At 71.9% G+C, this 13,993-nt stretch carries 13 protein-coding genes; 6 read left to right on the top strand and 7 right to left on the bottom strand.

Annotated features, from left to right (window positions below; translation table 11 throughout):
* The first annotated feature begins 618 nt into the window (after positions 1-618).
* The 4 genes from OG933_RS18940 to OG933_RS18925 all read left to right on the top strand — a co-directional run bounded on the left by OG933_RS18940 (position 619) and on the right by OG933_RS18925 (position 5,202).
* Positions 619-1,629: a polyprenyl synthetase family protein gene (locus OG933_RS18940; protein ID WP_362518022.1), complete on the top strand. Its 1,011-nt coding sequence runs from the start codon at positions 619-621 to the stop codon at positions 1,627-1,629.
* A gap of 226 nt (positions 1,630-1,855) precedes the next feature.
* Positions 1,856-3,148, top strand: a complete 1,293-nt coding sequence (locus OG933_RS18935) for a LolA family protein (protein ID WP_405627933.1) — start codon at positions 1,856-1,858, stop codon at positions 3,146-3,148.
* 121 nt (positions 3,149-3,269) lie between these two features.
* Positions 3,270-4,262 (top strand): ABC transporter ATP-binding protein, encoded by a 993-nt coding sequence (locus OG933_RS18930; protein WP_405627932.1) that lies wholly within the window; start codon positions 3,270-3,272, stop codon positions 4,260-4,262.
* Entirely contained in the window at positions 4,249-5,202 is a 954-nt protein-coding gene (locus tag OG933_RS18925; RefSeq protein ID WP_405627929.1) for an ABC transporter permease, read from the top strand. Before OG933_RS18930 ends, OG933_RS18925 begins: the two co-directional genes overlap by 14 nt.
* Positions 5,203-5,275: 73 nt before the next feature.
* Here the strand turns inward: OG933_RS18925 and OG933_RS18920 are convergent, their stop codons facing one another.
* From OG933_RS18920 to OG933_RS18910, 3 genes are all read right to left on the bottom strand, one after another.
* Positions 5,276-5,863, bottom strand: a complete 588-nt coding sequence (locus OG933_RS18920) for a flavodoxin family protein (protein WP_054238724.1) — start codon at positions 5,861-5,863, stop codon at positions 5,276-5,278.
* Positions 5,864-5,941: 78 nt separating this feature from the next.
* Positions 5,942-7,123, bottom strand: a complete 1,182-nt coding sequence (locus tag OG933_RS18915) for an amidase family protein (protein WP_405627927.1) — start codon at positions 7,121-7,123, stop codon at positions 5,942-5,944.
* Positions 7,124-7,143: 20 nt separating this feature from the next.
* The gene (locus OG933_RS18910) at positions 7,144-7,647 is read right to left on the bottom strand and encodes a DUF6668 family protein (RefSeq protein ID WP_020130175.1); all 504 of its coding nucleotides are present in this window, start codon (positions 7,645-7,647) and stop codon (positions 7,144-7,146) included.
* Between the two features lie 215 nt (positions 7,648-7,862).
* On the opposite strand from OG933_RS18910, the gene OG933_RS18905 reads away from it, so the two are divergent.
* The gene (locus tag OG933_RS18905) at positions 7,863-9,497 is read left to right on the top strand and encodes a tetratricopeptide repeat protein (RefSeq protein ID WP_405627926.1); all 1,635 of its coding nucleotides are present in this window, start codon (positions 7,863-7,865) and stop codon (positions 9,495-9,497) included.
* 15 nt (positions 9,498-9,512) lie between these two features.
* Here OG933_RS18905 and OG933_RS18900 read toward each other — a convergent pair whose 3' ends face one another.
* From OG933_RS18900 to OG933_RS18885, 4 genes are all read right to left on the bottom strand, one after another.
* Positions 9,513-10,466 (bottom strand): M28 family metallopeptidase, encoded by a 954-nt coding sequence (locus OG933_RS18900; RefSeq protein ID WP_020130177.1) that lies wholly within the window; start codon positions 10,464-10,466, stop codon positions 9,513-9,515.
* 170 nt (positions 10,467-10,636) lie between these two features.
* On the bottom strand, positions 10,637-11,122 hold the full coding sequence (locus OG933_RS18895; RefSeq protein ID WP_054238728.1) for a VOC family protein: 486 nt from the start codon (positions 11,120-11,122) through the stop codon (positions 10,637-10,639).
* Between the two features lie 200 nt (positions 11,123-11,322).
* A complete protein-coding gene (gene rarD, locus OG933_RS18890) occupies positions 11,323-12,459 on the bottom strand; it encodes an EamA family transporter RarD (protein ID WP_405633432.1) in 1,137 nt (378 codons plus the stop codon).
* Positions 12,460-12,625: 166 nt separating this feature from the next.
* Complete coding sequence (locus OG933_RS18885; protein ID WP_362518001.1) at positions 12,626-13,480, bottom strand: SDR family oxidoreductase; 855 nt, start codon at positions 13,478-13,480, stop codon at positions 12,626-12,628.
* A 95-nt stretch (positions 13,481-13,575) separates the two neighbouring features.
* On the opposite strand from OG933_RS18885, the gene OG933_RS18880 reads away from it, so the two are divergent.
* The gene (locus tag OG933_RS18880) at positions 13,576-13,983 is read left to right on the top strand and encodes a helix-turn-helix domain-containing protein (RefSeq protein WP_362270197.1); all 408 of its coding nucleotides are present in this window, start codon (positions 13,576-13,578) and stop codon (positions 13,981-13,983) included.
* Positions 13,984-13,993: the final 10 nt, after the last annotated feature.

The raw sequence follows: 13,993 nt of genomic DNA, 5'->3' as shown, positions 1-13,993 counted from the left end.
ATGTCCGAAACAAGTACCGGATTCACAGATCACCCCTATTGACCTTGGTCTGTGGCCTATGGGGTGCTTGATCCTTTGTGGGTGCAAAGCTTCAACTTGCTTAAGGGGTGCGGAGAATCGGTGAATCGTGAACCCGGACCGGATCTCCGCGGGGAGTGAGCCAACTCACCAGCGTTCACAAGAGCGGCGAAACGGGCATTAGCCCCAACTCATTGTTAAAGCACCGGCAGTGGGTGACGGAGGGGGCGCAGGGGAATCGCCTTCCTTCGTGCCCGACGCGTCGCGAGGGGAAGGCTGAAGAGAATGCGTGATCGTCGTCACGTGGAGAGAGGGCCGAATGGGCGCGTCGGGTCGACGGGGGCCCCGGTCCGGGACATGAATCTCCAGTTCCCGGAAACTCTCTCCATGTCCGCTCATATGAGCTGATCAAAAACATATCGGGCGTGATCCGACAGTGCCTGGCCTGCGGGGGCCTCCCGGGCGAGTCCATTCGAGCCTGCGGGACGTGGGGGCTATCGGTGATCGAAACGTGACCGGATACGCTGACTTGAGTGATGGCAGAGACCTATCGACAAACCGCGTAATCGCCAGTAGACACCAGCAGACAGGAGACCCCTCGTGACCGTCGTCGGGCCGTTCGGGCTGAGCGTGCGGGACCAGGCTCTGGAAGCCGATGTCCAGGCCGGATTGGCGGCTGTCGAGGAAGGCTTGCTCGAGGCCACCAAGAGTGCGGTCCCGTTCATCACGGAGGCCGCCCAGCACCTCGTACGCGCGGGCGGGAAGCGGTTCCGGCCGCTGCTCGTGGTGCTCGCGTCGCAGTTCGGGGACCCGTACGCGCCGGGTGTGGTGCCCTCGGCCGTCGTGGTGGAGCTGACCCACCTGGCCACGCTGTACCACGACGACGTGATGGACGAGGCGGCCGTGCGGCGCGGGGTGTCCAGCGCGAACACCCGCTGGGGGAACTCCGTCGCCGTCCTCACGGGTGACTTCCTCTTCGCGCGGGCCTCCCACATCCTGGCCGACCTCGGACCCGAGGCGGTGCGGGTGCAGGCGGAGGCGTTCGAGCGGCTGGTCACCGGGCAGATCCTGGAGACGGCGGGGCCGACGGACGGGCGGGACCCGGTCGACCACTACCTCGACGTGCTCGGCGGCAAGACCGGCTCGCTGGTGGCCGTGGCCTGCCGCTTCGGGGCGATGATGTCCGGCGCCGACGAGACGGTCGTCGACGTGCTCACGCAGTACGGCGAGCGGCTCGGCGTCGCCTTCCAGCTGGCGGACGACGTCCTGGACATCGCCTCCGACTCGCACGAGTCGGGCAAGACGCCGGGGACGGACCTGCGCGAGGGCGTTCCCACGCTGCCCGTGCTGCGGCTGCGGGAGCGGGCGGCGCGGCTGTCGCTGCCCGAGGACATCGCCCTGTGCGAGCTGCTGGACTCCGACCTGACCGACGACGCCCGGCACACCGAGGCGCTTCAGGCGCTCCGGGCCCACCCGGCGCTGGAGCAGGCCCGCCGGGACACCGTGCGGTACGCGAAGGAAGCGCGGTCCGCGTTGGCGCCGTTGCGGGAGTGCGACTCGAAGGCGGCGCTGATGGAACTCTGCGACGCGGTGGTCCACCGGGCGGGCTGACCCCGGGGACCCCTACGGGTCGGATGCCGCCTCGTCACCTTCGTGTCATACCGCAGGCGTATGTGGAGTTGAGCCCTCGGGCTGACGCTTCCTCATGGCTGATTTGGTCAGATGGGAACCACGGAAAACACCACTCCTCACCGATTCGGGTGAGAATGGCGGCTTGGGGTGGGGACGTTCAGGCGTGAGATGACCAGCCGCCGCCGACGACGGAGGTAAGGCACACATGGCACCGAAGGCATCCGACGACACCACGACCGGCGGGGAGTCGACCGGCGCGGAAGCCGACGACCTGCGCCTCGGACGGCGCAAGGCCGCACGGTACATCGTCCCGGTCACCGTGATCGGTGTGGCGGCGGCGACGATCGGGCTGGTCCCGGCGCTCGCCGACTCCGGCGACCCCGACCTGCCGAAGATCACCGCCCAGCAGCTCCTCGACAAGATCGCCGCTTCGGACGTGCAGCAGCTGTCCGGGACGGTGAAGATCAGCACCGATCTCGGGCTGCCCGACCTCGGCGGGCTGGAGAGCGGGCTCCTCTCGGGGGCCACCCAGGGCGGCGACGGTTCGTCCGCCGACCCGTCCACCAAGCTCGCCGAGCTCGCCGCCGGCACGCACACCCTGCGCGTCGCCACCGACGGCCCGGACCGCCAGAAGCTCTCGCTGCTGGAGAACGCCGCCGAGTACAGCGTCATCCACAACGGCAAGGACGTGTGGGGGTACGACAGCGCCTCCAACGAGGTCTACCACTCGACCGCCGACGAGAGCTCCGACAAGGGTGCCGGCAAGGGCTCCGGCAAGGGCTCCGGCACGGCGGAGACCCCGGTCCCCGCGACGCCCAAGGAGCTCACCGAGGAGGCCCTGAAGGCGGTCGACGACACGACCTCCGTGACCGTCGACGGCACCGTCCAGGTCGCCGGCCGTGACGCCTACAAGCTGCTGGTCAAGCCGAAGCAGTCCGGTTCCACGGTCGGCGCGATCAGTGTGGCCGTGGACGCGAAGACGGGCCTGCCGCTGAAGTTCACGCTGACCCCGGCGAGCGGTGGCGCCGCCGTCGTGGACGCGGGCTTCACCCAGGTCAGCTTCGCCAAGCCCGCCGCGTCCACCTTCGACTTCACCGCCCCCAAGGGCGCGAAGGTCACCGAGGGTGACGAGGCCGGGGAGAGCGCCCCCGGGCACTCGGGCAAGTCCGACGACCTCGCGAAGGACCTCGAAGGCGTAGAGGGCGTCGAGGGTGCGGAAGGCCTTGAAGGCCTCGACGGACTCAATGTCCTCGGCGAGGGCTGGACGTCCGTCGCCGTCTTCGACACCGGTGGCGAAGGAATGCCCTCGGGCGCGGAGGCCGGCGGCGACCTCGGCGGCTTCCTCGGCTCGTTCGGCGACAAGGTGACCGGCAAGTTCGGCTCCGGCACCGTCTTCTCCACCCGCCTGATCAACGCCCTGATGACGGACGACGGCAAGGTCTACGTCGGCGCGGTCACCAAGGACGCCCTGGTGAAGGCGGCGAACGCGGCGAAGTAGGCCAAGCGGCCGAAGCATGCGCAGTGGTCGAGTGGTGAAGTGATGAAGTGGCGGCGCGGGTGACGTAGGGCAGAGGCCGGCCTCCGGACACCGGAGGCCGGACGAGCCGGAGGGGAAGCCGATGGGGGAGTCCGTACGGGTGCCCGTGCCGGAATCCGTACGGGTGCCTCGGGACGACGGTGCCGTCATCCACACCCGCGGCCTCACCAAGCGCTATCGCGGCGGACAGCTCGCCGTGGACGGCCTCGACCTGACCGTCCCGGCCGGCAGCGTCTTCGGCTTCCTCGGCCCCAACGGCTCCGGCAAGACCACCACCATCCGCATGCTGATGGGACTCATCGAGCCCACGGCCGGCTCGGCCCGCGTCCTGGGGCAACCCATGCCGCGGGCCGCGCGGGCCGTGCTGCCCCACGTCGGGACCCTCATCGAGGGCCCCGCTCTCTACGGTTTCCTCTCCGGCCGCGACAACCTGCTCCGCTACGACGCCGCCGACCCGACCGCCGATCCGCACACCCGGCGGGCGCGGGTCTCGGCGACGCTGGAGCGGGTGGGCCTGACGGCCGCCGCCGGCAAGAAGGCGAAGGCGTACTCCCTCGGTATGAAGCAGCGGCTGGGCCTCGCCGCCGCCCTGCTCCAGCCCCGTCGGCTGCTCGTCCTCGACGAGCCGACCAACGGCCTGGACCCGCAGGGCATGCGGGAGATCCGCTCGCTGATCCGGGAGCTGGCCGCGGAGGGCACGACCGTCTTCCTCTCCTCGCACCTGCTCGACGAGATCGAGCAGGTGTGCACGCACGCGGCGGTGATGGCACAGGGCCGGCTGCTCGTCCAGGGCCCGGTGGCCGACCTCGCCGCGGGGACACGCGGCCGACTGGTCGTGACGACGCCGGACCCGGCGGACGCGGCCCGGGTGCTGAAGGAGCAGGGGGCGGACGATGTCGTCCTCGGCGAGGACCGGGTGAGCGCCGAGGCCCCACCCCCGGACCGGGATCTCGCCGACCTGAACGCCGCGCTGGTGTCGGCGGGCGTCCGCGTCCGCGGCTTCGCCGTCGAGCGGGCCTCCCTGGAGGACGCGTTCGTGGCTCTCACGGGGGAGGGATTCGATGTCGCGGGCTGACACGGTGGACGACCGGAACCGGACACCGGAATCGGAACCGGCATCGACGACGGCACCGGAACCGGCATCGACATCGGTGCGGACGGCGAACTGGACCTGGACCTTCGGGCTGCTCCGCAGCGAACTGCTGACCACCTTCCGGCGCTGGCGCACCCTTGCGCTGCTGGGTGTGCTGGCGGCCGTGCCGGTGCTGGTCGGGATCGCCGTGAAGATCGAGACGAGCGACGGCTCGTCCGGCGGACCCGGCGGGGGAGGGGGCGGTGGCGAGGGCCCGGCCTTCATCTCGCAGGTGACCAACAACGGCCTGTTCCTGGTCTTCACCGCGCTCGCCGTGACCCTGCCGTTCTTCCTGCCGATGGCGATCGGTGTCATCGCGGGCGACTCGATCGCCGGCGAGGCGAACGCGGGCACGCTCCGCTACCTGCTGGTCGCCCCGGCCGGCCGCACCCGCCTGCTGCTCGCCAAGTACGCGACCGTCATGATCTTCTGCCTGGTGGCCACGCTGGTGGTCGCGGTCTCGGCGCTGACGGTCGGGGCGCTGCTCTTCCCGCTGGGCGACCTGACGACGATCTCCGGCACCCGGATCGGCTTCGGCGACGGGCTGCTGAGGGCGCTGCTGATCGCCCTGGTCGTCGCCGCCTCCCTGACCGGCGTGGCGGCGCTCGGACTGTTCGTCTCCACCCTCACCAGCAGCGGCATCGCGGCGATGGCGACGACGGTGGGCCTGCTGATCACGGTCCAGATCCTCGACCAGATCCCCCAACTGCACGCCTTGCAGCCGTACTTCTTCTCACACCACTGGCTGTCCTTCGCCGACCTGATGCGCGAGCCGGTCTACTGGGACGACCTGGAGAAGAACCTCGGCCTCCAGGCCCTGTACGCGGCCGTCTTCGGCTCGGCGGCCTGGGCACGCTTCACGACGAGGGACATCACGGCGTAGACATCACAGCCCCAGGCGTCCCGCCCCAGGCATCACGCCGTAGGCATCACGGCGTAGGCATCGGGCGCAGGTCTCAGCGGGTCTCCCACAGGAAGCGCGCCGCCGGCGTCTCTCCCGCGAAGAACGTCTTCGCGCGGGTCAGCGCCTCCGTGTCCCTGAGGACGTCACCGGGCTTGCTGCCGTTGCCGAGCAGCACCCCGCCGAAGGACATCCCCATGTACGCGGCCGAGTTGTTGAGCGTCCCGACGAGCGGATCGGCGACCACGGGCTGGTCGTCGGCGAGCGCGGTGACGCCCCAGAGGGTGCGCCCGGCGAGCGTCGCCTTGAAGTCGAGGCCGGGGGTGCGCAGCCAGCCCGACCAGTGGTCCAGGTAGCGCTTGGTCTGGCCGGAGACCGAGTACCAGTACAGCGGGGACGCGATCACGATGTCCGTTGCGGCGAGCGTGGCGTCGAGCAGCAGCGCCGTGTTGCCCTCGGTGGGGCGGACGTGGTCGCTGTCGTGCCGCTGGTCCTCGAAGTCGGGCAGCGGGTGCCGGGCCAGGCTGATCCACGTCTGCTCGACGTCGGAGGGCAACTGCTCGGCGGCCGCGCGGGCCAGCGACTCGGTGTTGCCGTCCGGACGGCTGCTGCCCAGCACGAACAGGAAACTGCGACGGGTCATGATCCATCCCCCAGGTAGTCGGCGTACGAGGGTAGTCTGCACCTGCATTATATGTGTGCGCAAGTATCAGTCCCCGGCCTAGGCGGATTGAGCGGCTCGGGCGGCTGCCAGGAGTGCCGTCTCCCCGCCGTGTGCCGCGACCAGTTGCAGCCCCACGGGACAGCCGTCCGAGCCGAGCCCCGCCGGGATGCTGATCGCAGGATGCCCGCTCAGGTTGAACGCCCAGGTGAGCGCGGTCGAGTACCGGTCGCCCGGGCCCTCGTGACCGTGCGCGGCGTTCGGCGTCGTCGGGGTCAGCAGCAGGTCGGCGCGGGCGAAGAGGCCGGCCAGCAGACCGTCGTTGAGGTTCCGGACGTGTTCGGCTGCGCGGAGGTCCGAGCCCGGGGTGCGCAGCGCGAGCCAGGCGGGTGCGGGGTCCGCCAGCCGCAGGGGCGCGTCGGAGGGCGGCAGCAGCCGTACGACCCCCGCCTCGGCGAGGCGTCCGGCGGCGGCACGGGCCAGGGCGAGCGGCTCCGGGTCGGGATCGGCGAAGCCGAGGTCGGCGGAGAAGACGGCGACCGGCGGGACACGACCCGGTGAGGGGAGGAGGGCGCGCGCCCCCGCCCTCGGTGCCATGACCTGCCAGTACGCCTCGGCGTCCGCCACGTGGTGTACGAGTACGCCGGGCGCCGCCAGCCCCGTACGGTCCCGGGCGGCCGGTGCCGATCCCTCCCCGGGCGGCGGCCGGCGGTTCGTGGTCTTCAGGCCGATCACGCCACACCAAGCGGCCGGGATCCGCACCGAGCCCGCGCCGTCGCTGCCGGTCGCCAGCGGGACCAGGCCGGCGGCCACCGCCGCCGCGGACCCGGCCGAGGAGCCGCCCGGTGTGCGGTCGGCGCGCCAGGGGTTGACGGTCCGGCCGTGGGCGCCGAGGCCCCAGGTCTGCCAGGGGGTGCCGGGTCCCGGTACGGCCGTGGCCCCCACCGGCACGCATCCGGCGGCGATCAGCGGGCCCGCCGCGCGGAGCCCGTGACGCCCCTTCACGCCGATCGGCACCCCGGCCAGCGGCAGCCGCTCGCCCGCGGCGACCCGGGCGTCGACCTCACGCGCCCACGCCCGCGCCCGCTCCTCCCACACCTCGGCGAAGGCGCGCAGCGAACGGTCGATCCGCGCGATCCGCGCGAGCGCCTCGCCGGTCACCTCCACGGCAGACGGCCGCCCCGCCCGCACGGCCGCGGCGATCTCCACGGCCGGCGGCCACGCCAGGGGACCGGACCCCACCCCTGTCCTCCCGCGCCCGGTCAGTGTGCCCCGGTGAGCCGGGACAGTGGTTCCGTCTCGCGTGGCGGGGTCCCGCCCAGTTCGCCGAGGCGCCAGTTCGTCACCCACGGGACGCGGTACACGTCGACGACCGATTCGATGACCTTCACCCGCTGGACGAGCGGCCGGGGAAGCCGGCCCGGCGCGTCCGCGACGAGCACCACCGCGTCCAGGTCGAGCCCTCGCGGAGCCTCGCCGCGCCGGAAGACCTCCAGGGTCCGCAGCACGGAGTCCAGCCCGGCCGCGTGGGTGCGGGCGACCAGCAACACGGACGGGGGATCCCCGGCGCCCGGCCACGCGCGTCCGCAGTCGTGGCCGCCGTAGACCGCGGCGAGCGTGGAGCCGCCGGCCCCGCCGTGCGTGCAGACCCAGGAGAAGCGCCGGGGCGCGGCGGTGGAGGCGTACGGCATCGGTACCGGATCCGGTGCGGCCACCGGCCCGCGGATCCAGATCTCCGGCCCCCGCTGCCCGTCCGTCGTCCCCATGACCCGTGTTCCTCCCAGTCGTCGCCGTCCCCCGGGACGCCCCTGATCATGGTGGTCCCGGAGCTGCCCCGGGAGCGGGGCGTGGGTTCCTGGAACGAGGCTGTGACGTCGCGGTGACGCGTGGACCGGGAGCGCTCGGAGAGACTCAACAGTACGTGTCCACGTACACGTGCCTGGACGACCGGATCGTGACGACGCATCCGAGTGAGGAACCGATGTCTCGACTCAGCCGCGAGAAGAAGCGGGAACAGAAGTACGCCGGCCCCACGGCCGTCGTGGTGGCCCCGCTCGATGTCCATGTCCGCGGGGGCGGGACGGCGACGATAGGCGGTGTCCCGGTCGTGGCGGCCGACGGCGAGGAGATCCAGCGCGCCGTCCTGAGCCACCTCCACCGCATCGCCCTCGCCACCGGACACCCGGTCCTCGCCACGGTCCACGACGAACGCATCGGTTACGTCGTCGCCCTGCGCGTGGACCCGGACGGTTCCAGCCACTTCACGGCAGATCCCCTGCGGACGCCCACGGCCACGCCCCCGTCGGCGGCGGCACGGGGGGAGACAACACCGGACACGCGGAGCACCGCGCCCACCGGCACGCCCGAGCCCACTGCCACGGCCGACACGCCTGCGCCTGCCGCCATGCCTGCGCCTGCGCCTGCCGGCACGCCTGCCCCGGCTGGCACGCCTGCTCCGGTCGCTGCCTCGGCTGCCGCGCCTGCGCCCGCCGCAGTCTCCGCGCCCGCCGACCTGCCCGTGCCCGCCGACCTGCCTGCGCCCGCCGACCTGCCTGCGCCCGCCGACACGCCTGCGTCGGCCGCGGGCCCCGAGCCCGCCGACACGCCGGTGCCCGTCGAAGACGCACAGTCCGCTCGGCCGCGACACGACAAGGCCACGCATTTCCTGCGCCCGGTGTCCGAACCGGTGCGGGACGCGACCCCGACGTTCCCGTTGCGCGCGGTGCCCGAGCAGGAAGCGGAGCGGGAAGCCCGGTCCGTACCGGCGCCGGCATCCGGGTACGCGGCGGGGGACACCCCGGCTCCCGGTACGGTCAGCGCCCCGACGGGTGTGTTCGGCCCGCCCCCGACGATGGACGAGCAGCCGCCCCAGGACGCGGTGCCCACCTCGACCTCCATCTCGACCCCTACCTCGACCCTGACCCCGGTCCCCACCTCCGCCCCGATCCCGCTGCCGCTCCCGACGCCCGCCTCCGCCCCCACGGCGACCACCAAGTCCGGCTCCACGCCGACCCCGTTCCTCCCCGACGACCTCATCTCCGACGCGGCGCTCGAACCGGACCCCGGCTTCAAGCCCACCCCCGCCCGGGGCTTCGACGCCGTCGCGGAGGCGGTGCTCGGGGACGACCCCCGTACCCTCCACGGCAACGGCGGCACCCCGGCCCTCCTCGCGGAACCGCTCGCGCGGATCAACGAGGCCGTGCGGGCGGGCCGTACGGACACGGCGGCCGCACTCGCCGAGCGGACCGTGCTGGAGGCGTCCGGAACGCTGGGACCGGAGCACCCCGAGGTGCTCCGGCTGCGCGAACTCACCGCTTACATCGCCTACTTGGCAGGCGACCCGCTGCGCTCCTTCCACACCTCCCTCGACCTGGCCCGCATCCACCGCCGCACCCCGGACGCGGAGGCCGCGTACGGCAACGTGCAGAGCGCGGCGACGGCCTGGCGTGCCGTACGCGACCCCTTGCAGGGGCTGAACCTGGGGACCGAACTCCTCGGCCTGTGGACGGAGCTCACCACCGAGGAGGGCCCGGCCGCGGACGACGTCGAGGAACTGGAGTCGGCCCGCGCGCGCATGCTCCGGCTGGCCGAACGCGCCCGGAGGTCGGGCGCGTAGCGGCCACCCGGCCGATCAGGAGGACAGGGTCCAGACCGCGTACGCCAGCGCGTCCGCGTTGCGGTCCAGGGCCGTGTCGTTGATGTTGGCCGTGGTGTCGCAGGAGGAGTGGTAGCAGCGGTCGAAGGCGCGGCCGGCCGTGCCGCCCCACTTGGCCGCCTGCGCCGCCGTCTTGAGGTAGTCGGCGCCGCTGAACAGGCCGCCCACCGGCACGCCCGCGTTCTTGAAGGGGGCGTGGTCGGAGCGGCCGTCGCCCTCGGTCTCGATCTCCGTGGGGACGCCGAGGCCGGTGAAGTAGTCCTTGAAGGTCTTCTCGATGGCCGGGTCGTCGTCGTAGACGAAGTAGCCGGGGTTCGGCGAGCCGATCATGTCGAAGTTCAGGTAGCCGCTGATGCGGGCCCGGTTCGCCGAGGAGAGGTTGTTGACGTAGTACCGGGACCCGACCATGCCCAGTTCCTCCGCGCCCCACCAGGCGAATCGCAGGTGCTTGGTGGGGTGGTAGCCGGCTCTGGACACGGCGAGCGCCGTCTCCAGGACGGCCGCCGAGCCGGAGCCGTTGTCGTTGATGCCGGCCCCCGCTGTCACCGAGTCCAGATGGGATCCGGCCATCAGCACCTGGCCGGTGTCGCCGCCGGGCCAGTCGGCGACGAGGTTGTAGCCGGTGCGGCCGGAGGAGGTGAACTGCTGGATGGTGGTGGTGTATCCGGCGGCGTCCAGCTTGGCCTTCACGTAGTCGAGCGACGCCTTGTAGCCGGTGCGGCCGTGCGCACGGTTGCCGCCGTTGGCGGTGGCGATGGACTGGAGCTGGGTCAGGTGGGCCTTGACGTTGGCCACCGGGATGTCGGGCGCGGCGGCGATCGCCCCGGGTTCGGGGGCGGGTGCCGCCCCGGCTATGGATCCGGTGGCGAGCAGGGTGACGGCCGCGACGACGGCGGTGACCGTCGCCCGCCCGGAAACGGGGAGCTTCATGGTGGGGGGCTCCGAATTCCAGCGGGACACCCGTGGGCGACCGTCGAGCACCTGGACGCCCACAGGTAATCCACAGTGAATGGGGTGACTGGATGGTGAAGCCGAGGCCAACACTCCGTCAAGAGCGCTATCCGGACAGCGGGTTCACATAGCGAAGCCCCTTGCGTCCCTCAGTGCACGCAGAACTCGTTGCCCTCCGGATCCGCCATGACCACCCACTGCCCGGACGGCTCCTTCACCTCGCGCAGCACGCTCGCCCCCAGCGCCGTCAGCCGCTCGACCTCTCCGGCGCGCAGCTCCGCACCGGGATGCAGATCGAGGTGGAGCCGGTTCTTCACGGTCTTCGCCTCCGGGACCCGCTGGAACAGCAGCCGCCGCCCGAGCCCGGTCCCGCTGTCGGGGTCGAACGGGTCGTCGGGATGGCGTACGGCGATCAGGTCCCGGAAGGCCGGGCGGCCGTGGAACTCCAGCGTCGCCGCCCCCGGCAGCGCGCCGAGCTCCAGCAGCCGCTCGATGAGCGCGCTGTTGTCCTCGACCTCGTAGTGCAGCGCTCCGGCCCAGAAATCGGCCTGCGCGTGCGGGTCGGCTGAGTCGACGACGAGCTTCCAGTGCACGGGCGTGGGCCCGGCCTCGGGTACTCCAGATGTCTCGGTCATGCAGCCACTTCTAGCAGGCCCGCACCGGGTCGGCCTCCCACGCGCCGAACTCCGCCGCAGCGGTCGGACCGGACCGTCGCGCTCCGGTCCGGTCTCGTCGACTCCTGCCGACTCCTGTCGATCCCGTCGCTGCCGTCCATGCCGTCCATGCCGTCCAACGGCGGTGACGCAGTGACGTCGGTGCGGTCGGTGACGTCGGTCTAGGGCTTGGCGAGGGGAGAGACTCCCGCCTCCGGAGCGGGGGCGCCGGGCACGCCGGATGCGGCGGCGACGGCCGCACCGCCGGGTGTGCCGGAGACGCCGGAGGCCACGCTCCCCGCCTCCCGAACGCCGCCGGTCGCACCGGTCGCACCGGTCGTGCCTGTCGCACCGGCCGGGTCGGTCGGGTCGGTCGCGCCAGGCGTCGCGGCCCTGCTCTCGGTGATCGCGGGGCCGAGCGTGCGGGCCGCCCGGCGTGAGGTGCGCAGCGCGTCGCCGGTGAGCAGCACCAGCGCCAGCCACACCAGCGCGAACCCGGCCCAGCGCTCGGGGGGCATGGCCTCGCCGAAGTAGAGGACGCCGAGCAGGAACTGGAAGACCGGCGCCAGGTACTGGAGCAGACCCAGCGTGGACAGCGGCACGCGGATCGCCGCCGCGCCGAAACAGACGAGGGGGAGGGCGGTGACGAGACCGGTGGAGGCGAGCAGGGCCGCGTGTCCGACGCCCTCGGTCGCGAAGGTGAGGCCGCCGTGCGCGGACAGCCACAACAGGTAGCCCAGCGCGGGCAGGAACTGAATGGCGGTCTCGGCGGCCAGCGACTCGACCCCGCCGAGGTTGACCTTCTTCTTCACCAGCCCGTAGATCGCGAAGGAGAAGGCGAGGGTGAGGGAGATCCACGGCGGGCGGCCGAAGCCGATGGTCAGGACCAGTACCGCCGAGAAGCCGATGCCGACCGCCGCCCACTGCGCGGGCCGCAGCCGTTCCTTGAGGATCAGTACACCCATGGCGATGGTGACCAGCGGGTTGATGAAGTAGCCGAGGGACGCCTCGACGACGTGGCCGCTGTTCACGGCCCAGATGTAGACGCCCCAGTTCACGGTGATGACGGCCGCGGCGATCACGACGAGCCCGAGCCGGCGCGGCTGCCGCAGCAGCTCACCGGCCCACGCCCAACGCCGTACGACGAGCAGCGCGACGGCGACGAAGGCCAGGGACCACACCATGCGATGGGCGAGGATCTCGGTCGCCCCGGCCGGCTTGAGCAGGGGCCAGAAGAGAGGGACCAGCCCCCACATCCCGTACGCCGCGAGGCCGTTCAGCAGGCCTGTCCGGCCTTCACTCCTCGACGTCCCGGCCACGGGCCCCTCCTTCTCACGTTCAGGCATGCGTGGACGAAGGTAACGCCGACCACCCCTGTCTGTCATGCCCGTATCGCCATACGGTCATGACAGGCAGGGGTGGCGTGGTGCGGGGCGGCGCGAGGGCCCTCGGGGGAGGGGCAGCCCTTGAGGTCGGCCCTTCAGGTCAGCCCTTGAGCGCGGCCGTGATCGCCTCGGCGAGCGGAGTGGTCGGGCGGCCCGCAAGGCGGGACAGGTCGCCGCCGGCGACGACCAGCTCACCCTTCTCGATCGACGCGTCCACGCCGACCAGGATCGTGGCGAACATCTCGGGCAGGCCGGCGCCGGTCAGGATGCCGGTGAGCACCTCGCCGGGCACGGAGTTGTAGACGATCTCCTTGCCGGTCTGCCTGCTCAGCTCGGCCGCGTACTCGGCGAAGCTCCACGCCTCGTCGCCGCCCAGCTCGTACGTCCGGTTCTCGTGGCCCTCGCCGGTCAGCACGGCGACGGCGGCGGCCGCGTAGTCGGCGCGGGAGGCGGAGGAGACCCGGCCCTCACCGGCGGCGGCGACGACGGCGTTGTGCTCCAGCACCGGGGCGAGCTGCTCGGTGTAGTTCTCGTGGTACCAGCCGTTGCGCAGCAGCGTGTACGGCAGGCCGGAGGCGAGCAGTGCCTTCTCGGTGGCGCGGTGGTCGTCCGCCAGTGCCGCGCTCAGGCCGCCCGGCGCGCTGGTGTACGCGAGGAGCGCGACCCCGGCCGCCTTCGCGGCGTCGATCACGACCTGGTGCTGCGCCGGGCGGCCCTTGTCGAACTCGTTGCCCGAGATCAGCAGCACCTTGTCGCCGGAGGCGAACAGGCTGCCGAAGGTCTCGGGGGCGTTGTAGTCGGCGACGGCGAGTCGTACGCCGCGGGCCGCGAAGTCGGCGGCCTTGGCCTCGTCGCGCACGACGGCCGTGATCTGCTCCGCCGGAACCTTCTCCAGCAACTGCTCCACGACGTGACGGCCGAGGTGTCCGGTGGCTCCGGTGACGACGATGCTCATGGCTCAGAACTCCTAGTGGGGGCTGCGGGTCTGTCACCGACCCTAGGAGAAGCACTAACCAAGCGAAAGTACCCACTTTGAAGTAAGGTACTGGCATGGCAGTAAGTATGCAGGTGGGTACGGTCGAAGCGGAGGGCATGTGTCCGCACCGACTCGTCCTCGAACATGTCACCAGCCGCTGGGGTGTCCTGGCACTGATCGAGCTGCTCGACCGCTCGCACCGGTTCAGCGAGCTGCGCCGGGCGATCGGCGCGGTGGGCCGGCCGGTCAGCGAGAAGATGCTCACCCAGACCCTCCAGACCCTCGAACGCGACGGCCTGGTGCACCGCGACGCCAAGCCGGTCATCCCGCCGCGCGTCGACTACTCCCTGACCGACCTCGGCCGGGAGGCGGCCGAGCAGGTGCGCGCGCTCGCCCTGTGGACGCACACCCGGATGCCGGACGTGGAACAGGCCCGCCGGACATACGACGAGGCCCGGGAACTCCGCTCCCGGGCCTCGTGAACCGCTCCGC

This window comes from Streptomyces sp. NBC_00016 (assembly GCF_045040885.1).
In the GTDB taxonomy this organism is placed as follows: domain Bacteria; phylum Actinomycetota; class Actinomycetes; order Streptomycetales; family Streptomycetaceae; genus Streptomyces; species Streptomyces coriariae.
Note: the sequence above shows the minus strand (reverse complement) of the source record. Positions and strands in the feature narration are given on the sequence as shown.